General features: G+C 33.6%; 22 protein-coding genes. 12 read left to right on the forward strand and 10 right to left on the reverse strand.

The features are described from left to right. Positions 1 to 212: 212 nt before the first annotated feature. The 3 genes from ACNQGO_RS07170 (at position 213) to ACNQGO_RS07180 (ending at position 4,598) form a co-directional block, all read left to right on the forward strand. A complete protein-coding gene (locus ACNQGO_RS07170) occupies positions 213 to 3,506 on the forward strand; it encodes a TonB-dependent receptor (RefSeq protein ID WP_417984823.1) in 3,294 nt (1,097 codons plus the stop codon). Between the two features lie 93 nt (positions 3,507 to 3,599). Then, positions 3,600 to 4,034, forward strand: coding sequence for a hypothetical protein (locus ACNQGO_RS07175; protein WP_417975806.1), 435 nt, complete (start codon positions 3,600 to 3,602; stop codon positions 4,032 to 4,034). 81 nt (positions 4,035 to 4,115) lie between these two features. Beyond that, the gene (locus ACNQGO_RS07180; protein WP_417975804.1) at positions 4,116 to 4,598 is read left to right on the forward strand and encodes a septal ring lytic transglycosylase RlpA family protein; all 483 of its coding nucleotides are present in this window, start codon (positions 4,116 to 4,118) and stop codon (positions 4,596 to 4,598) included. 1 nt (position 4,599) lies between these two features. Here the strand turns inward: ACNQGO_RS07180 and ACNQGO_RS07185 are convergent, their stop codons facing one another. Continuing rightward, positions 4,600 to 5,067, reverse strand: coding sequence for a CYTH domain-containing protein (locus ACNQGO_RS07185; protein WP_417984824.1), 468 nt, complete (start codon positions 5,065 to 5,067; stop codon positions 4,600 to 4,602). Positions 5,068 to 5,564: 497 nt separating this feature from the next. Here ACNQGO_RS07185 and dinB point away from each other — a divergent pair, with 497 nt between their 5' ends. Both dinB and ACNQGO_RS07195 read left to right on the forward strand, forming a co-directional pair. Continuing rightward, the gene (gene dinB / locus ACNQGO_RS07190) at positions 5,565 to 6,647 is read left to right on the forward strand and encodes a DNA polymerase IV (protein WP_417984825.1); all 1,083 of its coding nucleotides are present in this window, start codon (positions 5,565 to 5,567) and stop codon (positions 6,645 to 6,647) included. A 95-nt stretch (positions 6,648 to 6,742) separates the two neighbouring features. Then, the gene (locus ACNQGO_RS07195) at positions 6,743 to 7,258 is read left to right on the forward strand and encodes a PAS domain-containing protein (protein WP_417984826.1); all 516 of its coding nucleotides are present in this window, start codon (positions 6,743 to 6,745) and stop codon (positions 7,256 to 7,258) included. A gap of 58 nt (positions 7,259 to 7,316) precedes the next feature. Here ACNQGO_RS07195 and ACNQGO_RS07200 read toward each other — a convergent pair whose 3' ends face one another. The 6 genes from ACNQGO_RS07200 to ACNQGO_RS07225 all read right to left on the reverse strand — a co-directional run bounded on the left by ACNQGO_RS07200 (position 7,317) and on the right by ACNQGO_RS07225 (position 12,722). Then, on the reverse strand, positions 7,317 to 8,087 hold the full coding sequence (locus ACNQGO_RS07200) for a Bax inhibitor-1/YccA family protein (RefSeq protein ID WP_417984827.1): 771 nt from the start codon (positions 8,085 to 8,087) through the stop codon (positions 7,317 to 7,319). Between the two features lie 175 nt (positions 8,088 to 8,262). Then, positions 8,263 to 9,693 (reverse strand): pyruvate kinase, encoded by a 1,431-nt coding sequence (gene pyk, locus ACNQGO_RS07205; RefSeq protein ID WP_417945363.1) that lies wholly within the window; start codon positions 9,691 to 9,693, stop codon positions 8,263 to 8,265. Positions 9,694 to 9,698: 5 nt separating this feature from the next. After that, entirely contained in the window at positions 9,699 to 10,187 is a 489-nt protein-coding gene (locus ACNQGO_RS07210) for an IPExxxVDY family protein (protein WP_417984828.1), read from the reverse strand. A gap of 114 nt (positions 10,188 to 10,301) precedes the next feature. Next, entirely contained in the window at positions 10,302 to 11,042 is a 741-nt protein-coding gene (locus ACNQGO_RS07215) for a ribonuclease III family protein (protein WP_417984829.1), read from the reverse strand. Between the two features lie 9 nt (positions 11,043 to 11,051). Beyond that, the gene (fabF, locus tag ACNQGO_RS07220; RefSeq protein ID WP_417984830.1) at positions 11,052 to 12,305 is read right to left on the reverse strand and encodes a beta-ketoacyl-ACP synthase II; all 1,254 of its coding nucleotides are present in this window, start codon (positions 12,303 to 12,305) and stop codon (positions 11,052 to 11,054) included. A gap of 180 nt (positions 12,306 to 12,485) precedes the next feature. Beyond that, a complete protein-coding gene (locus ACNQGO_RS07225; RefSeq protein ID WP_007137004.1) occupies positions 12,486 to 12,722 on the reverse strand; it encodes an acyl carrier protein in 237 nt (78 codons plus the stop codon). Positions 12,723 to 12,898: 176 nt separating this feature from the next. Here ACNQGO_RS07225 and purN point away from each other — a divergent pair, with 176 nt between their 5' ends. The 4 genes from purN (at position 12,899) to ACNQGO_RS07245 (ending at position 16,997) form a co-directional block, all read left to right on the forward strand. Then, positions 12,899 to 13,468, forward strand: coding sequence for a phosphoribosylglycinamide formyltransferase (purN, locus tag ACNQGO_RS07230; protein WP_417984831.1), 570 nt, complete (start codon positions 12,899 to 12,901; stop codon positions 13,466 to 13,468). Positions 13,469 to 13,473: 5 nt separating this feature from the next. Then, complete coding sequence (gene rnhA / locus ACNQGO_RS07235; RefSeq protein ID WP_417984832.1) at positions 13,474 to 13,953, forward strand: ribonuclease HI; 480 nt, start codon at positions 13,474 to 13,476, stop codon at positions 13,951 to 13,953. A gap of 95 nt (positions 13,954 to 14,048) precedes the next feature. Further along, entirely contained in the window at positions 14,049 to 14,972 is a 924-nt protein-coding gene (locus ACNQGO_RS07240; protein WP_417984833.1) for a PfkB family carbohydrate kinase, read from the forward strand. A 126-nt stretch (positions 14,973 to 15,098) separates the two neighbouring features. Beyond that, positions 15,099 to 16,997, forward strand: coding sequence for an amidophosphoribosyltransferase (locus tag ACNQGO_RS07245; RefSeq protein ID WP_417984834.1), 1,899 nt, complete (start codon positions 15,099 to 15,101; stop codon positions 16,995 to 16,997). Between the two features lie 311 nt (positions 16,998 to 17,308). On the opposite strand, the gene ACNQGO_RS07250 is transcribed toward ACNQGO_RS07245, so the two are convergent. Next, positions 17,309 to 17,917 (reverse strand): superoxide dismutase, encoded by a 609-nt coding sequence (locus ACNQGO_RS07250; RefSeq protein WP_417967478.1) that lies wholly within the window; start codon positions 17,915 to 17,917, stop codon positions 17,309 to 17,311. Positions 17,918 to 18,243: 326 nt separating this feature from the next. After that, on the reverse strand, positions 18,244 to 18,927 hold the full coding sequence (locus ACNQGO_RS07255; RefSeq protein WP_417984835.1) for a ComF family protein: 684 nt from the start codon (positions 18,925 to 18,927) through the stop codon (positions 18,244 to 18,246). A 97-nt stretch (positions 18,928 to 19,024) separates the two neighbouring features. Between ACNQGO_RS07255 and ACNQGO_RS07260 the strand changes: the two genes are divergently transcribed. After that, on the forward strand, positions 19,025 to 20,566 hold the full coding sequence (locus tag ACNQGO_RS07260; RefSeq protein WP_417984836.1) for a glycine--tRNA ligase: 1,542 nt from the start codon (positions 19,025 to 19,027) through the stop codon (positions 20,564 to 20,566). Between the two features lie 50 nt (positions 20,567 to 20,616). Here the strand turns inward: ACNQGO_RS07260 and ACNQGO_RS07265 are convergent, their stop codons facing one another. Beyond that, positions 20,617 to 21,135, reverse strand: coding sequence for a DUF3575 domain-containing protein (locus ACNQGO_RS07265; protein WP_417945347.1), 519 nt, complete (start codon positions 21,133 to 21,135; stop codon positions 20,617 to 20,619). A 443-nt stretch (positions 21,136 to 21,578) separates the two neighbouring features. Between ACNQGO_RS07265 and ACNQGO_RS07270 the strand changes: the two genes are divergently transcribed. Together ACNQGO_RS07270 and ACNQGO_RS07275 are read left to right on the forward strand one after the other, a co-directional pair. Next, positions 21,579 to 22,391 (forward strand): LytR/AlgR family response regulator transcription factor, encoded by an 813-nt coding sequence (locus ACNQGO_RS07270; RefSeq protein WP_417984837.1) that lies wholly within the window; start codon positions 21,579 to 21,581, stop codon positions 22,389 to 22,391. A gap of 174 nt (positions 22,392 to 22,565) precedes the next feature. Next, positions 22,566 to 22,748, forward strand: coding sequence for a hypothetical protein (locus tag ACNQGO_RS07275; RefSeq protein ID WP_417947890.1), 183 nt, complete (start codon positions 22,566 to 22,568; stop codon positions 22,746 to 22,748). Positions 22,749 to 22,847 lie beyond the last annotated feature (99 nt).

The raw sequence follows: 22,847 nt of genomic DNA on the forward strand, positions 1-22,847 counted from the left end.
ATTATTTTTAAATAGATATAATTCAGTAATATATGATAATAATGCATCGAAAATAAATTTTGATTGATGTAATCTCATCTTTTTTTTTAAAAAAACTCTTAAATCATTTTAAGTCGATTTTAGATAAATAAAAAAAGTCGATTCTTAACGTTGCGTTAACTTATTCAAACAAAAATGTTATATTTTTGCCAAATATTAATAAACAAAACAATATGAAAAAATTATTAAAGTTGTTATTTGTGCTGGCGGTCTTATTTTTCGCCAACCCTACCATTTATGCACAGGGTAACACTAATTCTTCTATTAGTGGTAATGTGTATGATAAAGAAATGTTAACCTTACCTGGTGCGTCAATTCTTGCAGTACACACTCCATCCGGTACTCGTTATACGGCTTCTACTGATTACACAGGTAATTTTAGTATTTCGAATATGAGAGTTGGTGGGCCATACAAGGTTACTATAACATTTGTTGGTTTCTCTGATTTTGTTAATCCTGACGTGTATTTGCAATTAGGAGAAAACAAAACGTTTAAAGTTGTTTTATCTGAAGAGTCTAATCAATTACAAGAAGTTGTAGTTAAAGCTTCAAAAAACAACACTTTCAATTCGCAAAGAACTGGGGCGCAAACAACAATCAACTCAGATCAAATTAAAGCGTTGCCATCATTATCACGAAATATATCTGACTTTGCAAGGTTGACGCCTCAAGCTCAGTTAAGAGGAGATGATGTCTTATCTATTGGAGGTCAAAATAATAGATTCAACGCAATTTATATTGATGGAGCTGTAAGTAATGATGTTTTTGGTTTAGCTGCAAACGGTACTAATGGTGGGCAAACAGGAGTTAGTCCAATATCTGTAGATGCTATCGAGCAATTTCAAGTGAGTGTTGCTCCTTATGATGTAAAATTATCAGGTTTTGCTGGTGGTGCCATTAGTGCTATTACACGTTCAGGAACAAACAATTTTGAAGGATCTGCTTATTTCTTTAACCGTGATGAGTCTATTGCTGGAAAAACACCTCCTTCGTTAGCAGGTGTCAATGGTAGACAAAAATTAGCTGACTTTACTGCTCAAACTTACGGTGTTCGTGCTGGTGGTGCACTTATTACGGATAAATTATTTTATTTCATTAACTACGAAAGACAAGATAACGAAACGCCTCAGCCGTTTGATGTTTCTACATATTTAGGGCCATCTGGAAGTAGAATAGGGGAGTTAAGAACCAAGCTAGCTACTTATGGTTACGATCCAGGTGTTTTTGACAATAACGTTCGTACGTTGGTAAGCGATAAATTAATTGCTAAATTAGACTGGAATATTAATGATAATCATAAACTATCATTGAAGCATAGTTATGTTACTGCTGACGAATTTTCGCCAGGTCGTTCAACGGCAAATGCCATCAACTTTGTTAATGGAAGCCAAACGTTTAAATCTGTAACTAATTCAACAGCTTTAGAGTTAAACTCAAGATTTGGTAATAAATTTTCAAATAACTTAGTAGTTGCTTTCACTAGCGTTGATGATGACAGAAATGCTGCTGGAAATCCTTTTCCTACAGTAAGAATTAATGACGGTAGTACTAGGAATAACATTAATTTTGGTGCAGAGGGATTTTCTACAGCAAATTTATTAGAGCAACGTGTCTTAACTATTACTGATAATTTTGAGATTAATGTTGGTAAAAATAAGATTACCATTGGAACTCATAATGAATTTGCACAGTCTAAAAATGTATTTTTCGGAAATAACTTTGGTTCTTACACATTTCGTAGTCTTGATGACTTCTTGCTAGACAGAAAACCAATTACGTTTGCAATGAACTATTCATTAATTGGCGGAGAGGGTGATGGATCTCTTGGAGCAGCTGAATTTGGGACTAAACAATTTGGTTTTTATGTCCAAAATGAAATGAGAGTAACTGATAACTTCAAGTTCTCATATGGTGTAAGAGTTGATGTTCCAGTTTGGGAAGATGGTCTAACAAATACAGATTTTAATACAAGAACTATTCCTTTATTAGGAGCTGCAGGAAAAAATTTGCAAGGCGCAACTGTAGGTTCTTCTATAAGAACTACTCCTCATTTTGCACCACGTGTAGGTTTTAATTACGATGTAAATGGTAAAAAATCTACTCAAATTAGAGGTGGTTTAGGTGTCTTTACTTCAAGATTACCTTTAGTTTGGCCAGGTGGTACTTACAATAATAATGGAGTATCTCAGGGAGCTATTTTTATAAATGCTTCGTCATCAGGTGTAATTCCTGCAACGATGCCGTCTTTTAATCCAAATCCAAGTGTGGCTGCTCAATTTACTGGATTACCAAATACTCCTCAATTTCCAAGACCAGGTTCAGGCCGTGTAGGTGGAGATATCAACTTATTTTCAAAAGATTTTAAGTTACCACAAGTATTCAAAGCTAGTTTTGGTGTTGACCAAAAATTACCTTTAGGTTTTGTTTTAAGTTCTGAAATTACTTATAATGATAACATCAGCGCAGTTACTTATGAAAATTTAAATATTAGGGCTGCTTCAAGTAATTTAACAGGAGCAGACACAAGACCTCGCTATAACGGTAGGAATAATCGCGTAGATGGAACTTACGAGGGAATTTATTTAGGTTCTAATACAAGTGAAGGTAAAGCGTATAACGTAGCTTTTACATTGGCTAAGAACTTTAGGTCTGATTTTATTGATGCTAATATTTCTGGAACTTATTCTTATGGTAAATCTACTGTTTTGCTAGATGCTACTTCATCTCAAAACAGTTCACAATGGAGAAATACAGAGACAGTTAACGGTGCTAATAGTTTAGAACTATCTAGATCTGATTTTGATCCAGGAAGAAGAATTGTTTCTAATGGTAACGCAACTTTCAAATGGAATAAATTCACTAAAACTAGAATTGGTTTCTTCTATGAAGGTGCTCAAGGTACACCAATTAGTTATGTTTATGCTGACAGAGGTAATCTTTTGCAAGATACTTTTTCTAGCTCGGCATTGATTTTCATTCCTGCAAAACAGGCTGATATTGTTCTTGTGTCATTACCCGTAACACCTACTAACCCAAACCCTTTAACACCGCAACAACAATGGGAAGCTCTTAGTGCTTTTATTGAAGGAAATGAGTACTTACGTGAGAGAAAAGGTGGTTATGCTGAGCGTAATGGAGATCGTTTAAAGACAAGTCATGTAGTTGATTTGAAATTTGCACAGGAGTTCACTATCAATGTTGGTAAAAAGAAACATACGCTAGAATTTACTGCTGATATTTTTAACTTTACTAATTTATTGAACAAAAATTGGGGTAAAAGATATTTTACTGGATTTGATCAAGTGCAATTGTTAACACAAGTTGGTTTTGGTACAGGTGCAAATGCAAACACACCTACTTTTAATTATAGCCCGTCTGCAGGTAATTCAATTAACCAAGCTGATGATGTAGGTTTAAATTCATCAAGATGGCAAATGCAAACTGGTGTTCGTTATACGTTTAACTAGTTTTCTTTTAAATAATTTAACCCTCATTTCTTATGAAATGGGGGTTTTTTTATGTCTTTTTTTCTTATATTTGTTTAAACAAAAACAACATTTATGTATAATTTTATTCAAAAATTTCATTCAGGATGGGCTTATCTTGCTCTTTTAATATTGGTTATTGCAGTGGTAAATTCTTTAATTGGGATGTCTTCAAAAAAAGAGTTCACACTAAAAGATAGAAAAATCGCCTTGTTTGCTTTAATAGCGATTCACATTCAGTTTTTAGTAGGTATCATTTTATATTTTGTTTCTCCAAATGGATTACAAATGATAAAAGCAGTTGGTATGGGAGGCCTTACAACAGAGAGTAGGTTATTAGCATTGGAGCATCCGTTAATCAATATTATTGCTATTACGTTAATTACGATAGGTTGGTCCAAGCATAAAAAACTTTTGACTAGTGAATCAAAATTTAAAACTTTCTCTATTTTTTATGGTTTGGGATTAGTTCTGATTTTAAGTAGGATTCCTTGGAAAATTTGGTTGTAAAATCGAATCAAAGCTCTAGAAATAGAGCTTTTTTTATCAGGGTATGGTTTTTGTAAAATAGGCTTAACAAATACATTAAATATGAAAAAAGCAATAACGTTATTTTTTTTACTGGCCAGTATTGCCTTTGTCAGTAGTCAAAGCACAAACTTAGAAAAACAAAAAGCAGTTACTCAAAAAGATACGCTCAAGAAAAATAAAGCAACAATTGAACTTGAGGAAAGTAAAACAGATTCTTTGCTTGCGTCATTAGGTAAATTTAAAATCTATAAAAAAGAAGCTCATGCCTCCTATTATGCCGATAAATTTAATGGAAGACGAACTACAAGCGGAAGAAAATTTGACAACAACAAATATACCGCAGCACATAAAAAACTTCCTTTTGGAACTAAAGTAAAAGTGACTAATGAAAAAAATGGCAAGTCTGTGATTGTAGAAATTACCGATAGAGGTCCATTTGTTAAATCTAGAGAAATCGACCTTTCTAAAAGAGCTTTTATGGATATTACCTCCAACAAAAATAGTGGTGGAATGAAAGTAACAATAGCCGTACTAAACAATTAGATCACCAACTTTTATAAGGATGTGTACTTAAATAAGCGTTGTAATAGCGGTTAATGTGGGTTACTTCTTCACCCAGCCAACTAGGTCTTTCAAAAGTTTCCGTTTCAGAACTAAGTTCAATTTCTGCGACAAATAATCCTTCATTTTCACCATAAAATTCATCGACCTCATAAATATGAGAGCCACATTTGATTTCAAAACGGGTTTTGTCAATAGCACCTTTTTCGCATAACAATAATAATTCCCTTGCTTCGGTTAAAGGAATTTCTTTTTCCCACTCAAATCGAGACATACCCGAATCATTTGAAATCCCTTTTATGGTCAAATATCCTTTTTCGCCTTTTATTCGTACTCGAACCGTGCGTTCGGGGACCGAACTTAAATAGCCTTGTGCAATTCGATTTTGATCAAAAGCTGCTGCCTTAAACGAATCGTCTGTAACCAAAAATTTTCTTTCTATTTCAATCATGTTTGTTTTGTTTGATTATTTAAAGCTTTTCCAGCTATTCGTTTCAATTTCTCAATCATAAAACTTTTTTTCTTTTATAAAAAAGGAGCTTCTTGGGGCGCTCTTTTCTAAAAGAAAAAATAGTTTTTTTCAATCGAAGATTTCACTGCTATCTGGGCTAAAACACTATACGATTTTAAAGATCAAATGTAGGGATTATTTATAGTTACTTCATTTATGCCTTTTTTATTTTAATAAATTCTTTGAACTGTAGCGATAGTAATGATTAACTTTATAGAGTTTTTTATCTCTTGGTAATAATGTAAATTGTGCTAAAAGCAGTTTAAAAGTTGGATTTATTATTATGTAGTTTAATAGCAATGTTTAAATATTTTAATTGTTAGAAATTGTTCAATGGTGTACATTGTCATTCTTAGCAATGAAATAAAACGGAATTATAGATTTCTATGCACTTTAAAAAAGAGTAAAATTTAACATTCGATTAGTTAAAAAGTGTAATGCAAGAAGCAAGCCCTAATAGAAAAATCATACACGTTGACATGGATGCCTTTTATGCATCGGTAGAGCAAATGGACAATCCGTTATTGCGTGGCAAACCAATTGCGGTTGGCGGTTCTGAAAACCGAGGTGTAGTTGCTGCCGCAAGTTATGAGGCAAGGAAATTTGGAGTTCGAAGTGCAATTAGTGGCGTTATGGCCAAAAAAAATTGTCCAGAACTCATCTTTGTACGTCCTCGTTTTGATCGGTATAAAGAAATTTCTAGTAAGATTCAAAAGATTTTTTATGAATATACAGATTTAGTAGAGCCCTTGTCACTTGATGAAGCGTATCTGGATGTAACGCACAACAAAAAAGGCAATCTTAGCGCAACACTATTAGCACAAGAAATAAGACAACGAATTTTTGACGAGGTGGGTTTAACGGCTTCTGCAGGCATATCGGTTAATAAGTTTGTTGCTAAAATAGCCAGTGATTTTAACAAACCAAATGGGCAAAAAACCGTACGTCCGGATGAAGTGCTATCATTCTTAGAGGAATTACCTATTCGAAAATTTTATGGTGTAGGAAAAGTGACAACTGAAAAAATGTACCAACTCGGTATTTTTACTGGAGTAGAGCTGAAAAGTAAATCTTTAGAATTTTTAGAGAAACATTTTGGAAAATCAGGGACTTTTTATTACAATGTTGTAAGAGGAATTCACAATAGCTTGGTAAAATCAAACCGAATTACCAAGTCAGTCGCCGCTGAACATACTTTTGATGTCAACCTCTCCTCTGAAGTTTTCATGATGGAGCAATTGGAAGTCATTGCAATCACATTAGAAAAAAGATTAAAAAAACACAATATAGCAGGTAAAACAGTTACTTTAAAAATTAAATACAGTGATTTTACCCAACAAACACGTAGTAAAACATTACCTTATTTTATTGCAGATAAAACACTTATTGTAGAGGTTGTTAAAGAGTTGTTGTATCAAGAACGAATGAAAGATTCCGTGCGGTTGTTAGGAATTTCTTTAAATAATTTAAATACGGAACAAAAAAAATATGTTGTTGTACAGCTTAAATTTGATTTTTAACAGATTACACACACGTTCAACAAGGGTTAAAGTTTACTTATTACTATTTTTTCGTTGTAATTAATTCTAAATTTGGTGTTTTAAATCAATTTATTATGAATGATTTTAGACAATATGAAGAAGCTATCGCTTTGTATCACAATAAATTAAGTATAAATACTGCTCCAGTTTACTCATGGGATTTTCATAACGATTTCCTGTGTTCTATCAAGAACTTTTTTTTAGATCTAAACAAACTGAATGGAATTGCTTCTAAGAATAAATGGGTTCATAGTGATTGGGATTTAAATGATAGCCCACAAGATGAAGTGATCATTGTGACGGATGTAAAGTTGAAAATTGTTTTTGCCTCGCATAACATTGTTAATATGAATGGGTACAGCGAAGAAGAAGTTCTAGGTAAAAGCCCAAAAATGTTTCAAGGTGCGGCTACAAATGGTACTACCTCTAGTGAAATTCGTACAGCTATTTTAGAACAAAAACCATTTGAAAAAACAGTTATGAATTATAAAAAAAACGGTGATGTTTATGCCTGTATAATAAAAGGATATCCTGTATTTAACAACAAAGGGGAATTAATCCATTATATAGCCTTTGAAAAAGCTGCTTAAAAGATAAAACCTTTCCAATTGGAAAGGTTTTATCTTTTTATGACAATCGCAGTTGTTATTAATTTTTACTATTCAGTTTTGAGAGTAATCTTAAAAATTCGATGTAGAGCCAAACTAGCGTAATCATTAATCCCATGGCGCCGTACCATTCCATATATTTAGGCATTTTTTGCTCAGCGCCTTTTTCGATACGGTCAAAATCCAAAAACAGGTTTAAAGCAGCAATTACTATTACAAAAATGCTGATTCCAATACTCATCATAGAGTTACCATAATGTACAGGGACAAAACTTGTAAACATCGAAAATAACCAAGAAATAATGTAATAGGTAGCAATAGCTAGTGTAGCTGCCACAACAACTGATTTGAATTGTTCGGTTACTTTTACTATTTTATACTTGTATAAGCCTAGGCAAACCATAAAAGTAACAAAAGTTGCTCCCACGGCTTGAATTACAATTCCAGGATACATGGCTTCAAAAATTGCTGAAATACCTCCTATAAATAAACCTTCAAATAAAGCGTAAGCCGGCGCTAAATACGGAGAGTATTGTGGCTTGAAAGCTGAAATTAGCACTAAAATTAATCCAACAATTGCTCCTCCAATTGTGGGAACCAAAGGATTCATACCATTAAACGTCAACCACCAGATCACAGTTGCAGATGCGGACAAAAGTAAAAATAAAATTAAACTTTTATTTATAGTTCCTAATAAAGTCATTTCGTCGTTATAATCAATAACGGTAGCCTCTTGTACTTCTTCTTTTTTAGAAACGGCAGTAGAAAAAGTCTTATTGTTTAAAAATGGATTTTTAGAATTCAAATTCATAATAGATTCAGTTAAGTGTTCATCAAATATAATTTTTATTTTTCAAAGGATTTCCTAAATAGTCTTAAATTTTAATGGGTATAAATTCTATTTCTTTGGAGTGTTAACAAAAAAAATCCGTCCTATTTCGTTTACAAACGAGATAAAACGGATTTGATATTTAAAGAGCGTAAGGTTATTCTATTTCAGATACTCTCAAGGTGTTTACCATTCCTTTATCTTTAATGGGCATTGCTGCTAAGTTGATAAGAAAATCGCCTTTTTGAACAAAACCTTTGTGTTTCACAATTTCATTGATATCTGTTACCGTATCATCTGTGCTCACATCTTTAGTATACATGAATGATTTTACTCCCCAAAGCAAGTTAAGTTGTGTCAAGATTCTTTTATTGGAGGTAAAAACTAGAATATGTGCATTGGGTCTCCAAGCCGAAATTTGGAAAGCAGTATACCCACTATTCGTTAAGGTACAAATTGCTTTAGCTTTGATGACATTTGCCATAGTTGCAGCGTGGTGGCAAATTGTTTTGGTGATAAAACGTTTTGTTTTGATTTGTGGTGTGTTTTGTGGTACTTGAATTAGTGGAGAATCTTCAACTGCCTCAATGATTTGAGTCATTTTTTGGATCACCTGAATCGGATAGTTGCCTGTAGCTGTCTCACCAGATAGCATTACAGCATCTGCTCCATCCATAACAGAGTTGGCCACATCATTTACTTCTGCACGAGTTGGTGTTAGGGAAGTGATCATTGTTTCCATCATTTGCGTAGCAACAATAACTGGAATACGAGCTGTTTTTGCTCTGCGGATCAATTCTTTTTGAACCAATGGAACTTCATGAGCAGGAAGTTCTACTCCTAAGTCGCCTCGGGCTACCATCAAAGCATCGCAATAGGCAACAATTTTATCAATATTTTCTAATGCTTCCGGCATTTCGATTTTGGCTATAATTGGAATTTTATAGTCAGAATGTTCAGCAATTAATTCTTGTAAGTCTTGTAAATCTCTTGGTGTTTTTACAAAAGACAATGCAATCCAGTCTACATTTTGTCCAATTGCAAAAATTGCGTCAGCTATATCTTTTTCGGTCATAGCTGGAAGAGAAATTTTGGTATTAGGTAGATTAACCCCTTTTTTTGATTTCAATTCACCACCTTGAATGACTCTTGCAATGACCTCTGATTTTTTATCAGTTTCAACAATTTCAAAAATAAGTTTTCCGTCATCAAGCAAAATACGCTCTCCAGGATTTACATCATTTGGAAAGTTTTGGTACTTCATAAATACTTTCTGAGCTGTTCCTAAAATGTCTTCGGCAGTAGTAAATGTAATTAAATCACCGTCATGCACCACTACGCCTTCTTCCATCACTCCAACTCGTAACTTAGGACCTTGTAAATCACCAAGGATAGCTGTAGTATAGCCAAATTCTTCATTTAGACCTCGTATGATATTAATTTTTTCTTTTACATCATTGTAATCTGCATGTGAAAAATTTACTCTAAAGACATTTACACCGGCATCAATCATGTCTTTTATTATTTCTCTTGTACTACATGCAGGCCCAAGGGTAGCTACAATTTTTGTTTTTTTGTTTGTAAGCATTTGTATTAAAAAATTAAATTGTTTTTTGATTTTATTTGATTTATGTCTACACTATATACGGTAGATACATTATCAATGGTATTTAATAGGATTTGTATATTCGACACACTCACAGCATCTTCATTATTTTCTATTTTTAGAAAATAGTCTACTTTTTTAAATTCGGGAAGTAAATACACTTTTGTTGCCACTTCCATAGTTAGATTTGAAAATAAATTTTGAGTAGTTCCTTTTTTGTATTGAATTACTTCGTTTTTATTTTGAATCAAATCCCAAGAAATTTCTTTATCGGAATTTGAATAACAAAATCTCGAAAAATTTGTTTCTCCTTCTTTGATATTAATTTGAATTTCATTCTTGCTTTTACTCAAATTTATAGATAGCTTTTGATTTATAAAATAAGCTAACCTATAATTTTCAAGTGAAGTATGAATTGCAATTAGATGGTAATCTATTGCATCAAATTCGCCAAGATTTAGTCTATGAATTGTCATTTCGAGAAAAAATAAGATGTAAATATAGTATTTCTAATGAAGTGTAGACCTCTCAAAATAAGATGTTTTCGTTATTTTATGAACGAAAACGTTATAGTTTTGTGGAAATTGATATTATTTCCTATCCATTTTTTCTTGAAATGCAAAATAAGCACGTTGGGATGCTTTTTCTTCTGCTTTCTTTTTTGAAGTTGCTCTGGCTTTTGCAATCACTTTCTCGTCAATACTTAGTTTGACACCAAACAGTCGTTGTCCGTCAATTGCATTGTCTTCAAATATATCGTAATGAAATATTTTCTTTTCTTTTTGACACCATTCGATGATCAAACTTTTATAACTAATTACTTTTCCTTCCAATCTAGCGATATCTACATAAGGAGCTACCACTCTTTTTTGAATAAATTTTTCACAATATACATAACCACGATCCAGATAAATGGCTCCCACGAGAGATTCAAATATATTGCCGTGTATGTTTTCTCCAAAATGGTTTAAGGGTACTTTGCTTTCTATGTATTGAACTAAATTTAAGTCTTTTCCTAATTCATTTAAATGTTCTCTACTTACAATCTTTGAACGCATTTTGGTAAGGTATCCTTCATCGCCAGCGGGTGCTTTGCTAAATAAATGTGCTGCTATTACGGAACTTAACATGGCATCACCTAAAAACTCTAATCGTTCATAATTAATTGGATTCCCTAAAACATCCATCCGGTTAGAAGAGCGGTGTGTGAATGCTTTCTGGTAATACTCTAAATTTAAAGGAGCAAAACCTAAGATTTTCTGAATAGAATCAAAAAAAATCCCGTCTTCAAGAGAACGGGATTTTGAAAATATTTTTCTAATTATACGCATATATAATTATTAGATTTCTAATTTTTTTACTAAAACACAGGCATTATGGCCTCCAAAACCAAACGTATTACTCATAACAACGTTCATCTCTCTTTTTTGAGCTTTGTTGAACGTGAAATTCAATTTAGAATCAATGTTTTCATCATTTGTTACATGATTGATGGTTGGGGGAACAATTCCGTATTTCATCGAAAGAATGGAAGAAATAGTTTCTATAGCTCCTGCAGCTCCAAGTAAGTGACCAGTCATCGATTTTGTTGAATTGAGATTCATGGTATACGCATGTTCACCAAAAACATGAAGAATCGCTTTTGACTCTGCCATATCACCTAGTGGTGTTGATGTTCCGTGCATGTTCAATCCGTCAACGTCAGTTGGTTGTAAACCAGCGTCTCTTAGGCAATTTAACATTACATTTTTAGCACCTAATCCTTCAGGATGTGGAGCGGTTATGTGGTGTGCATCTGCTGACATTCCGCCACCTCCAATTTCACAATAGATTTTAGCACCACGTGCAATAGCATGTTCGTATTCCTCTAGGATCAAAGCTCCCGCTCCTTCTCCTAATACGAAACCATCACGGTCTTTGTCCATGGGTCTGGAAGCTGTCTTTGGATCATCATTTCTTGTTGATAGCGCATGCATTGCATTAAATCCTCCCATACCTGCAATAGTTACTGCTGCTTCAGATCCACCAGTGACCATAACATCAGCATGACCTAATCTAATGTAATTAAAAGCGTCGATAATAGCGTTTGTAGAGGATGCACAGGCAGAAACTGTTGCGAAATTTGGGCCTCTAAATCCATATTTTATAGAAATATGTCCACAAGCAATATCAGATATCATTTTTGGAATAAAGAAAGGATTAAATTTTGGAGTACCATCGCCTGCTGAAAAATTCAACATTTCGATTTGAAAAGTTTCTAATCCGCCTATTCCTGAACCCCAAATAACTCCCGCGCGATCTTTATCTAAAGTGTCTAAATTAAATCCAGCATCATTTACTGCCTCTTCAGACGATACCATGGCATACTGTGCATAGCGATCCATTTTTCTAGCTTCTTTTCGGTCTAAAAAATCCTCAGCATTAAAATTTTTAAGTTCGCATGCAAATTGAGTTTTAAATTTTGAAGCATCAAAATAAGTGATTGGTGCTGCACCACTCACGCCGTCAATAAGGGAGTTCCAATATTCTTCAATGTTATTTCCAATGGGTGTAAGAGCGCCTAAACCTGTTACAACAACTCGTCTTAATACCATAAATTCTTTATTTTTGTTATCTTAAAAACAAATAAAACCCATGCTTTCTTTACTGTATTGCTATTACAAAAGAGCCATGGGTATTACAATAAATATAGTTTTGATTGAAAATCAATCTCGAATTTAATTTTAAAAAAAATAATAACACCCGTATACAAGATTGCAACGGGTGTGTCTTTATTATTTTTTAGCTTCCTCTATGTAAGAGATTGCTTGACCTACAGTAGCGATGTTTTCTGCTTGATCGTCTGGAATTTGAATGTCAAATTCTTTTTCGAATTCCATAATAAGCTCAACAGTGTCTAATGAGTCAGCTCCTAAATCATTAGTGAAGCTTGCTTCTGTTACAACTTCGTTTTCGTCAACACCTAATTTGTCTACGATAATCGCTTTTACTCTTGATGCAATGTCTGACATAATCTTTAATTTTAGAATTTAATTTGTTGGCAAAAATAAAAAACTTTATTTTAAAACAACGATTTAGTTGATAAATGTGACATCTAATTTATGAAATATATTTTGACAAAGGTGTCTCAATGCTATTTATTTTAAATTATTATGCTTTTTTTTGTGGCTTCAAATTGAATGTAGTTATGAAAAAAATCGTGATTTTTGCCTCCGGATCGGGTACTAATGCTGAAAATATTATCCAATATTTTAAAAAAACGAATACAGCATGTGTTATTGCAGTTTTTACAAACAACCCTAATGCGGGAGTCATCAATAGAGTTCAAAAATACGATGTGCCTATTGAAATTTTCACCAAAACACAATTATTTGAAATCGAAATACTACAAAAAATTAAAGTGTTGAATCCGGATTTAATTGTTTTAGCCGGTTTTTTACTCCAATTCCCTTCTAGTATTATAAAAGCTTTCCCAGATAAAATCATAAATATACATCCTGCTTTACTGCCTAAATACGGTGGAAAAGGGATGTATGGAATGTATGTACATCAAGCAGTTGTTGAAAATAAGGAATTAGAAACGGGAATTACGGTACACTATGTAAATGAAAATTACGATGAAGGCGCAATAATCGCTCAACAACGTGTTGCATTAACAGCAGTAGATACTTTTGCAACAGTTGCAGAAAGAATTCATGAACTAGAGCAAGCGTTTTTCCCAGTTATTATAGAGCGCATTTTAAATCAAAGTATATAATAGTAATGGAACACGACGTACATATATATACAGATGGTGCCGCAAAAGGAAATCCTGGAAATGGCGGTTACGGCGTTGTGATGGAGTGGGTAGGAAAGCCGTATAAAAAAGAGTTTTACGAGGGTTTTAGGCGAACTACGAATAATAGAATGGAATTATTGGCTGTAATAGTGGGTCTTGAAAAATTAAAAAACCTAAATACTAAAGTATTAGTCGTTTCGGATTCGAAATATGTGGTTGATTCAGTAGAAAAAAAATGGGTTTTAGGCTGGGAAAAAAAAGGCTTTGCTGACAGGAAAAATTCCGATTTGTGGAAGCGTTTTCTGGTTGTTTACAGAAAACATAAAGTCGATTTTAAATGGATTAAAGGGCATAACAATCATGTTCAAAACGAAAGGTGTGATGAATTAGCCGTTATGGCTTCGATGCAAAAGCAACTTTCTGTCGATGCTTTTTATGAAAAAGAAGAAGCTAAATTGTTGTAAATAAGTTATATAAATTGGCAAAACTTTACATGTCTTGCACTTTGCAACTTTACAACTTATAAACTATCTTTGCCCCTTAATTTGAAACGTATATAATGAATAAATTATTGATTGTTGGAACAGTAGCTTTCGACGCAATTGAAACTCCATTTGGTAAAACTGATAAAATTTTAGGTGGAGCAGGAACATACATTGGTTTATCTGCTTCTTTTTTTAATGTGCAATCAGCTATCGTTTCTGTAGTTGGAGATGATTTTCCTCAAGAATATTTAGATTTATTAACTTCAAGAAATATTGATATCTCTGGACTAGAAGTAGTACAAGGTGGTAAAACTTTCTTTTGGAGCGGTCGTTACCACAATGACTTAAACTCAAGAGATACACTAGATACACAATTAAATGTTTTGGCTGATTTTCAACCAAAAGTACCACAAGGCTATAAAAATGCTGAAATTGTAATGTTAGGAAACTTGCATCCTTTGGTACAAAGCAGTGTTTTAGATCAAATGGAAACACAACCCAAATTAGTAGTGCTTGACACAATGAATTTTTGGATGGATTGTGCTTTGCCAGAATTGATGGATGTGATAAAACGTGTAGATGTAATTACCATCAATGATGAGGAGGCTAGGCAACTTTCTGGAGAATATTCTCTTGTTAAGGCTGCTGCCAAAATTCAAACTATGGGTCCCAAGTATGTAGTGATAAAAAAAGGGGAGCATGGAGCTCTTATTTTCCATAATAAGGATGTTTTCTTTGCGCCAGCATTACCACTAGAAGAAGTATTTGACCCAACAGGAGCTGGAGATACATTTGCAGGAGGATTTGCGGGGTACTTGACACAAAGCGAAAACATCTCTTTTGAGAATATGAAAAACGCAATTATTCAAGGTTCTAACTTAGCTTCCTTTTGTGTAGAGAAATTTGGAACAGAACGAATGCTTACTTTAGAGAAAACCGAAGTAGTGTCTCGATTAAAACAATTCAAATCGCTAACACAATTTGACATAGAATTATAATAGTATAAAACCTCGGAAACGGGGTTTTTTTGTTTACAAAAATTAGCAGGGAATTTCAACTGATTTATTATTAATTCTTCAGTTCACATTATTTTAGAATAACACAACAACACAAACAACATTACAATGAGCGATGCTTTAAAACACGAGTGTGGTATAGCCTTAATTAGATTACTTAAACCGCTTGAATTCTACAAAGAAAAATACGGTACTGCTTTCTACGGAATACAAAAAATGTATCTTCTCATGGAAAAGCAGCACAACCGCGGGCAAGATGGTGCAGGTTTTGCCAGTATAAAACTAGATGTCGAGGCGGGGGAACGTTACATTAGTCGTGTACGTTCGAATCATGCACAACCTATTCAAGATGTTTTTGCTCAAATAAACGACAGAATAAATGAAGAAATGGCTGCTCATCCAGAATATGCGGATGATGTGGCTTTGCAAAAACAAAAAATCCCATATTTAGGAGAATTGTTTTTAGGCCATGTTCGTTATGGGACTTTTGGTAAAAACAGTATCGAAAGCGTACATCCTTTTTTAAGACAAAATAACTGGATGCACCGAAACTTGATTTTGGCTGGAAATTTTAACATGACAAATGTTAAGGAGCTTTTTCAAAGTTTGATTGAACTAGGGCAGCATCCAAAAGAAATGGCAGATACCGTTACTGTGATGGAAAAAATAGGTCACTTTCTTGATGATGCCGTAACCGATTTGTACCTAGAATGTAAAAATGAAGGATTGACTAAGAGAGAGGCTTCACCCGTTATTGCAGAGCGATTGGATGTAGCTAAAATTTTGACCCGAGCTTCAAAAAATTTAGATGGTGGTTATGCCATGGCAGGACTTTTAGGTCACGGAGATTCTTTTGTATTTAGAGATCCAGCAGGAATACGTCCCGCTTATTTTTATCAAGATGATGAAATAGTGGTAGTAGCTTCGGAGCGACCGGTGATACAAACCGTGTTCAATGTTCCTTTCGAAAAAGTACAAGAGATCGAGCCCGGAAATGCTTTGATTATTAAAAAGAATGGAACGATTTCTATGAAGGAAATTTTGCCTCCCACAGTTAAAAAAGCATGTTCTTTCGAACGTATTTATTTCTCTAGAGGAAGCGATGCCGAAATATACCAAGAAAGAAAAACGCTAGGAAAACTTATTTTGCCTGCCGTTTTAAAATCAATAGATGAAGACACAGACAATACGGTATTCTCCTATATTCCTAATACTGCAGAGACTTCATTTTACGGATTAGTAGAAGCAGCTCAGGATTTCTTGAATCAAAGAAAGAACAATTTCATTTTGCAAAATAGAAATTCCTTGACTAAAGAATCGTTGCAAGAGTTGCTTTCGGTGAAAATACGTACCGAAAAAGTAGCCATCAAAGACGCAAAGCTGAGAACTTTTATTACCGAAGATAGTAGTAGGGATGATTTAGTTGCGCACGTTTATGATGTTACGTATGGCGTGATAAAACCAACAGACAATTTGGTAATTATAGATGATAGTATCGTTCGAGGGACAACCTTAAAAATGAGTATTATCAAAATGATGGATCGTTTGAATCCAAAAAGAATTGTTGTGGTTTCATCGGCACCGCAAATTCGATATCCAGATTGTTACGGAATTGACATGGCTAAGCTAGAGGGATTAGTAGCTTTCAGAGCCGCTTTAGAATTACTCAAGGAACGCAATTTATACCATATTGTTGATGAGGTGTATGCTAAATGCAAATCACAAGAAAACTTTAAGGACAGTGAAGTAGTGAATTACGTAACGGCCATTTACGAACCTTTTGAACCACAAGAAGTTTCAGATAAAATTGCTGAAATGTTGAGCTCACCAGAGATAAAAGCTGAGGTGAAAATTATTTTTCAAACTGTAGAAGATTTGCATATAGCTTGTCCTAAACACTTGGGGGATTGGTACTTCACTGGAGATTATCCTACACCAGGAGGAAATAGAGTCGTTAACAGAGCTTTCATGAATTTTTACGAGGGGAAAGATGCTAGAGCATACTAATAAGTTTCCGTATTTAGTTGTTAATCGGTTTTCTAAGTTGTTTGTCTAATTTTTTTGGTGACAATAAAGAACTACTATACTTTTAACAAACCATAATATTAGTAGGTTAAGTTTATGGTAGATTTGGGGCAAAAAGGGTGGAAGAAATTCCACCTTTTTTATTGGTATAAAGTCAAAGCCTCCTGTGCCAAAAGAAGAACAAAAATGTAACACATGGTACATTTATTATGCAATAAAAAACAGGCTATAAAAAGATGAATAAATCTTTTTATAGCCTGTTTTGCTTATTCCCTCCGGAGGGTTAGGATCTCTTATTTTTCTAAAGCGAATCTTCTAGCCACTTCTGTCCAGTTAATAACACTGAAAAAAGCTTCGATGTAATCTGGTCTTCTGTTTTGATAATTTAAATAGTACGCATGTTCCCAAACGTCCATTGCTAAAATAGGTGTTCCGCCACAACCTACACCTGGCATTAATGGATTGTCTTGGTTTGGAGTACCACAAACTTCAACTTTCCCGCCTTTTTGTACACAAAGCCAAGCCCATCCAGAACCAAACTGAGTCGCGCCAGCTTTACTGAAACTTGCTTTAAATTCTTCAAAAGTTCCAAAAGTAGCCTCAATTGCAGCCAATAAATCTCCAGTTGGAAGACCGCCACCGTCTGGAGTCATAACTGTCCAGAATAAGTTGTGATTGTAAAAACCACCGCCATTGTTACGAACAGGCATATTTTTCATATCAAGGTTAATCAAGATATTTTCAATAGTTTTACCCTCCATATCTGTTCCTGCTATAGCAGCATTCAAATTTGTCGTATACGCATTGTGATGTTTTGAATGATGGATTTCCATTGTACGAGCATCAATATGAGGTTCTAATGCGTCATACGCATAAGGTAATTGTGGTAATTCAAAAGCCATAATATGATTGTTTATTGATTTATAAATATTTTATTCAAATTTAAACATTAAACTCCGAAATGGAAATTCTATTTCGTTATAATTTCATTAAATAAATCAACAGGATTTTATTTTTGATTGCACTTCATTTGTTTTCAGGGGCTATTTACTTCGTCAGTTCACTTCGCTGTTTCATTCTTTAGGTTTTTTTTACCCATCTAAAAAGCTGTTAAAAAGGATTTTCTCCCGAAGCATCGAGAGTATTGGGTTCAAAACGAGTGCAATTCTAAAGTTCTAGATTGTTTTTAGCACAAATTACACTTTGGTTGAAACTGAAAAACAGTATTTTACGAATGCGCCATCGCCATACAAACAACACTAATTTTTGCGCCAGGGATTTGTAGTAAAGCACGCGAACACGCTTCAAGTGTTGCACCGGTTGTAATAACATCATCTATTAAAAGGAAATGTTTGTTGTGGTCTTTCTCAGTAAAAGTAACATTAAAAATAGTTTCGATTCCCTCTGTTCTTCCCAATAGGTTTTTTTTGGATTGCGTTTTTGAGTAGACGTTTCGTTTTAATAACGAGTCGTTGTAGTCAATTTTTAAACTCGCAGAAAGCGATTTGCCAAAAGTAGTTACTTGGTTGTATCCTCTTTCTTTCAGTTTTCTAGGATGTAACGGTACAGGAATAATTTCGTCTGCTGTATGCAATAAGGCAATCGTTTTTAAATCTTCGGCATACCATTCGCCAAGAATTGCTCCAATCTCTTCGTGACCTTTGTACTTTAAATTATGAATGAGTTCCTGAACAATTCCCTTTTTATGGAAATAAAATAATGCCGAAGCATGAACTATAGGGATACGACCATAAAACTTTTTGTATGCCTCATTTTCAGAATTTAAATGGTGATTCGTCAATGGAATATCATGTCTGCAAACAGTACAAATAACGGTTTCATTGGTCAATAAAAAAGAGCTGCATCCAGAACATACTTTTGGAAAAAATAAATTGATGAGGCTTTCAAACATATAATCAAGGATTTATTTATAAAAATAAGCAAATCAGTGGTTCAATCTTGAACAATTTCCTTTTTTTTAAGTTCACTTTTTATATTTTTGCAGTACTATGGCAAAACAAGAAGATTTATTTAAGAATGTAGTTTCGCACGCAAAAGAGTATGGATTTATTTTTCCGTCAAGCGAAATATACGATGGTTTAAGTGCAGTCTATGATTATGCACAAAATGGAGTAGAGTTAAAAAAGAACATACGCGAATATTGGTGGAAAGCGATGGTTCAAATGAACGATAATATTGTAGGCCTTGACGCTGCAATATTAATGCACCCAACAACTTGGAAAGCTTCAGGACACGTTGATGCCTTCAACGATCCATTGATAGACAACAAAGATTCAAAAAGAAGATATAGAGCCGATGTTTTGATTGAAGACTATGCTGAAAAGCTCAATCAAAAAGCCATTAAAGAGATCGAAAAAGCACGTGCTCGTTTTGGTGATGCTTTCAACGAACAGGAATTTGTTACGACAAATGCGCGTGTAATGGAATACAAAGCTAAGAAGCGAGAAATTCTGGAAAGAATGGCGCGTTCTTTAGGCAACGAAGATTTGGAAGATGTGAAAGCATTAATCGAAGAATTAGAAATTGCTTGTCCAGAATCTGGTTCGAGAAATTGGACCGAAGTGCGTCAATTTAACTTAATGTTTGGGACAAAATTGGGCGCTTCTGCTGATTCAGCAATGGATTTATATTTGCGTCCAGAAACGGCTCAAGGTATTTTTGTAAATTTCTTGAATGTGCAAAAATCAGGGCGAATGAAAGTTCCTTTTGGGATAGCACAAACCGGAAAAGCGTTTAGAAATGAAATTGTGGCGCGACAATTTATTTTCCGTATGCGCGAATTCGAACAAATGGAAATGCAATTTTTTGTACGTCCAGGTGAAGAAATGAAGCATTACGAATTTTGGAAAGAAGCTCGTTTGAAATGGCATTTATCACTTGGTTTAGGAAGAGAAAATTATCGTTTTCACGATCACGAAAAATTAGCGCATTATGCCAATGCGGCTGCAGATATTGAGTTCAATTTCCCTTTTGGATTCAAAGAGTTAGAAGGTATTCATTCTAGAACTGATTTTGATTTAAAAGCACACGAACAATTTTCTGGCAGAAAATTACAGTATTTTGATGCGGAATTAAATCAAAACTATGTTCCGTATGTAGTAGAGACTTCAGTAGGATTAGATAGAATGTTCTTGGCTGTTTTTGCTACTTCATTAAAAGAAGAGACATTGGAAGATGGTTCTACAAGAACAGTGCTGAAATTACCTTCAGTTCTGGCTCCAACTAAAGCAGCTATTTTACCATTAGTTAAAAAAGACGGATTACCAGAAATTGCACATAAAATCATTGACGATTTGCGTTGGGATTTTAATGTGTCTTATGATGAAAAAGATGCTGTAGGAAGACGTTACAGAAGGCAAGACGCTTTGGGAACTCCATTTTGCATTACTGTAGATCATCAAACTATTGAAGATCAAACGGTAACCATACGTCATAGAGATACTATGAAACAAGATCGTGTAGCTATTGCAGATTTAAAAGCGATCATTGAAAATGAAGTTTCGATGAAAAACTGGTTGATGAAAATGTAACTGATTTTATATTGTATAAAAAAAGCTTCTCGACTGAGAAGCTTTTTTGCTTAGAAACGGTAGCCTAGTGTTATACCAGCACGTGGTACAACATCATAAACGTTATTATTAAATAAATTTCGCCCTATTCCAGCATTGATTTCAAAGACAAAGCCACGTTTGTGTATCCACTTTGACCCAAGGCCAAAACCTAATGCAAAATCAGTGAGTCTTTTATCTTGTTGTTTATAATTTTGACCATCATAATAGGAATAAGTCTCTACCTCAGAATTTAGCATACCAAATCCTTCAATAAAAAATCCAGCTGCTGGTTTTTTTCCAAAATAAGCACGGTAGTATGGTGTTACATAATAAAAAGAATTAACACCTTCTCTTTTTCCATAAAAAAAAGATATACCAACACCAGAATCCTCAGTGATCAGCCGTTCATATGTTATTTCTACTACACCCGCCACTAAAAATAAAGCATTCCCTTTTAATTCATTTCTTTTAAAATCGATTGTTTCTTTTTCTTGGCTAAAACCAAATAAAAAAGAAGAAAAACACAAAACAACAAATAGTTTTCTCATAATTTTTTTTGCTAAAAGTAAGGTAATTTTGTAAAAAAAAAATTTTTTTATTTACTAATTATTTCTTGCAAATACAGTTCCGTTTGGTATTATAAATCTTTTTGTTGGGATTGATTGGAATAATACACTTTTACTATTGAAAGTTTTTTTGATCTAAAAGACATGAGAATGAAAATTTTAGCATCATTCCTGTGGAGTATTTTTTTTAAAGCTTAAGTTTGCGCTCTTTAACGGATTTATATGTACTTCATCTAAACATGTCAACATTTGTAAAAAACATATTAACAACACAAATAGTAAAAACATTTAATGCTTATTTTTAGGAAGTTAAGCAATTTTTATTTAGCAAGTTTCCCATAAACTACCATTATTACTTTATTATTTAAAGTTTTTTTCGCTTTAAACGAACCATGTAATGCCCAACAACTCCAGGAAAAACATTGATGAATTATTCGTACATTATTATTGACGACAATCAAGAAAATGTTTTGAAAACTAAAGCTATAACTGCTGGTTTCTCAGAGCTTCAATTTGTAGACTCTGCTACTAATTATCATGACGGTTTACATCTCATATTAGAACACCTTCCGCAACTAGTTTTTTTAGAAATTGAACCAACAAATCTAGACAGTAAATTGTCGCTAGCTTTAATTAATGAGTTGTACCGCTATTTGAAAATAATTCCTAAAATTATTGTTACCACCGCAAAAAAAGATTTGGCTTTTGAGGCAATTAAATATGAGGTTTTTGACTACTTGCTAAAACCGCTGACTCGCATCGATGTAATCCAGTTGGTATTGAAACTGAATAAATCGATAGTTCCACAAGAAATACTAGAAAAGACATCCTTGGCTTCATACAACGAGCCGACAGTTGTTGTCCAACCACAAGTACCAAATCAATATCAATCTCTTATTTTGTGCATCAAGTCGTATGGCGATTACAGGTATATTGCCGCAAAAGATATTTGTTATTTACATGCCGACAATAATTCTACTGACATTCACCTTAATACCGGTGAAATGATCACGGCTTTCAAAACATTGAAGCATTTTGAAAGAGTATTATCCCTTCCATTTATAAGAATTCACAACAGTTACATTGTAAATAAGGATTATATTTCAAGGATTCATAGCGGGAATTCACTGTGTTATATAAAAAATAGTGCTGTAAAAATACCTTTTTCTAAAACTTATAAATTCAATATTGAGTTGATTATCGCTAATTTTTCCAAAGGGAATTACCTTGAAATCTAAAAAACAATCATTCACTCAAATTTGATACTCATTCACACTCAAACAACTACACTCTACCATAAACCCTCTTTTTTGTAAGAATTCACGAAGCTTTCTATGTAATTTTATTTCAGAATCTGTTATCAAAAAGGTTCTAAAACCAAACAAATAAATAACAACATAAAAGTTTAAATTATGAAAAAAGCAATCGTAACAATCGGATTATTCTCATTTGCATTGGTCTTAACTTCTTTTACTTCAAACGGACAAATCAGTAGTATACAAAAAAAAGACAGCAAAACAGAGATTTTCAAAATTGAAAATGTAAAATTGGAAATTGTCGGAGGTGTGACAGGCGGGAATAAAAAAGGTGATTAAACACAATGTGGTTATTTTTAATTTAATATTGGCTGCCATTTATTTTGGTGGCTTTTTTTATACTCGATAGTTTTATTTCTTATTTTTGAATAATCAAAA

It is taken from the genome of Flavobacterium frigidum (assembly GCF_048286735.1).
GTDB lineage: Bacteria > Bacteroidota > Bacteroidia > Flavobacteriales > Flavobacteriaceae > Flavobacterium.

Bases quoted from the DNA above. Each gene is read 5' to 3' on its own strand.
- ACNQGO_RS07170 (WP_417984823.1), top strand. From the start codon at position 213: ATGAAAAAATTATTAAAGTTGTTATTTGTGCTGGCGGTCTTATTTTTC.
- ACNQGO_RS07245 (WP_417984834.1), top strand. From the start codon at position 15,099: ATGAGCGATGCTTTAAAACACGAGTGTGGTATAGCCTTAATTAGATTA.
- fabF (WP_417984830.1), bottom strand. From the start codon at position 12,305: ATGGTATTAAGACGAGTTGTTGTAACAGGTTTAGGCGCTCTTACACCC.
- ACNQGO_RS07260 (WP_417984836.1), top strand. From the start codon at position 19,025: ATGGCAAAACAAGAAGATTTATTTAAGAATGTAGTTTCGCACGCAAAA.
- ACNQGO_RS07210 (WP_417984828.1), bottom strand. From the start codon at position 10,187: ATGACAATTCATAGACTAAATCTTGGCGAATTTGATGCAATAGATTAC.
- ACNQGO_RS07225 (WP_007137004.1), bottom strand. From the start codon at position 12,722: ATGTCAGACATTGCATCAAGAGTAAAAGCGATTATCGTAGACAAATTA.
- pyk (WP_417945363.1), bottom strand. From the start codon at position 9,693: ATGCTTACAAACAAAAAAACAAAAATTGTAGCTACCCTTGGGCCTGCA.
- ACNQGO_RS07195 (WP_417984826.1), top strand. From the start codon at position 6,743: ATGAATGATTTTAGACAATATGAAGAAGCTATCGCTTTGTATCACAAT.
- ACNQGO_RS07215 (WP_417984829.1), bottom strand. From the start codon at position 11,042: ATGCGTATAATTAGAAAAATATTTTCAAAATCCCGTTCTCTTGAAGAC.
- ACNQGO_RS07270 (WP_417984837.1), top strand. From the start codon at position 21,579: ATGAATTATTCGTACATTATTATTGACGACAATCAAGAAAATGTTTTG.
- ACNQGO_RS07265 (WP_417945347.1), bottom strand. From the start codon at position 21,135: ATGAGAAAACTATTTGTTGTTTTGTGTTTTTCTTCTTTTTTATTTGGT.
- ACNQGO_RS07275 (WP_417947890.1), top strand. From the start codon at position 22,566: ATGAAAAAAGCAATCGTAACAATCGGATTATTCTCATTTGCATTGGTC.
- ACNQGO_RS07180 (WP_417975804.1), top strand. From the start codon at position 4,116: ATGAAAAAAGCAATAACGTTATTTTTTTTACTGGCCAGTATTGCCTTT.
- rnhA (WP_417984832.1), top strand. From the start codon at position 13,474: ATGGAACACGACGTACATATATATACAGATGGTGCCGCAAAAGGAAAT.
- ACNQGO_RS07255 (WP_417984835.1), bottom strand. From the start codon at position 18,927: ATGTTTGAAAGCCTCATCAATTTATTTTTTCCAAAAGTATGTTCTGGA.
- ACNQGO_RS07250 (WP_417967478.1), bottom strand. From the start codon at position 17,917: ATGGCTTTTGAATTACCACAATTACCTTATGCGTATGACGCATTAGAA.
- ACNQGO_RS07240 (WP_417984833.1), top strand. From the start codon at position 14,049: ATGAATAAATTATTGATTGTTGGAACAGTAGCTTTCGACGCAATTGAA.
- ACNQGO_RS07185 (WP_417984824.1), bottom strand. From the start codon at position 5,067: ATGATTGAAATAGAAAGAAAATTTTTGGTTACAGACGATTCGTTTAAG.
- dinB (WP_417984825.1), top strand. From the start codon at position 5,565: ATGCAAGAAGCAAGCCCTAATAGAAAAATCATACACGTTGACATGGAT.
- ACNQGO_RS07200 (WP_417984827.1), bottom strand. From the start codon at position 8,087: ATGAATTTGAATTCTAAAAATCCATTTTTAAACAATAAGACTTTTTCT.
- ACNQGO_RS07175 (WP_417975806.1), top strand. From the start codon at position 3,600: ATGTATAATTTTATTCAAAAATTTCATTCAGGATGGGCTTATCTTGCT.
- purN (WP_417984831.1), top strand. From the start codon at position 12,899: ATGAAAAAAATCGTGATTTTTGCCTCCGGATCGGGTACTAATGCTGAA.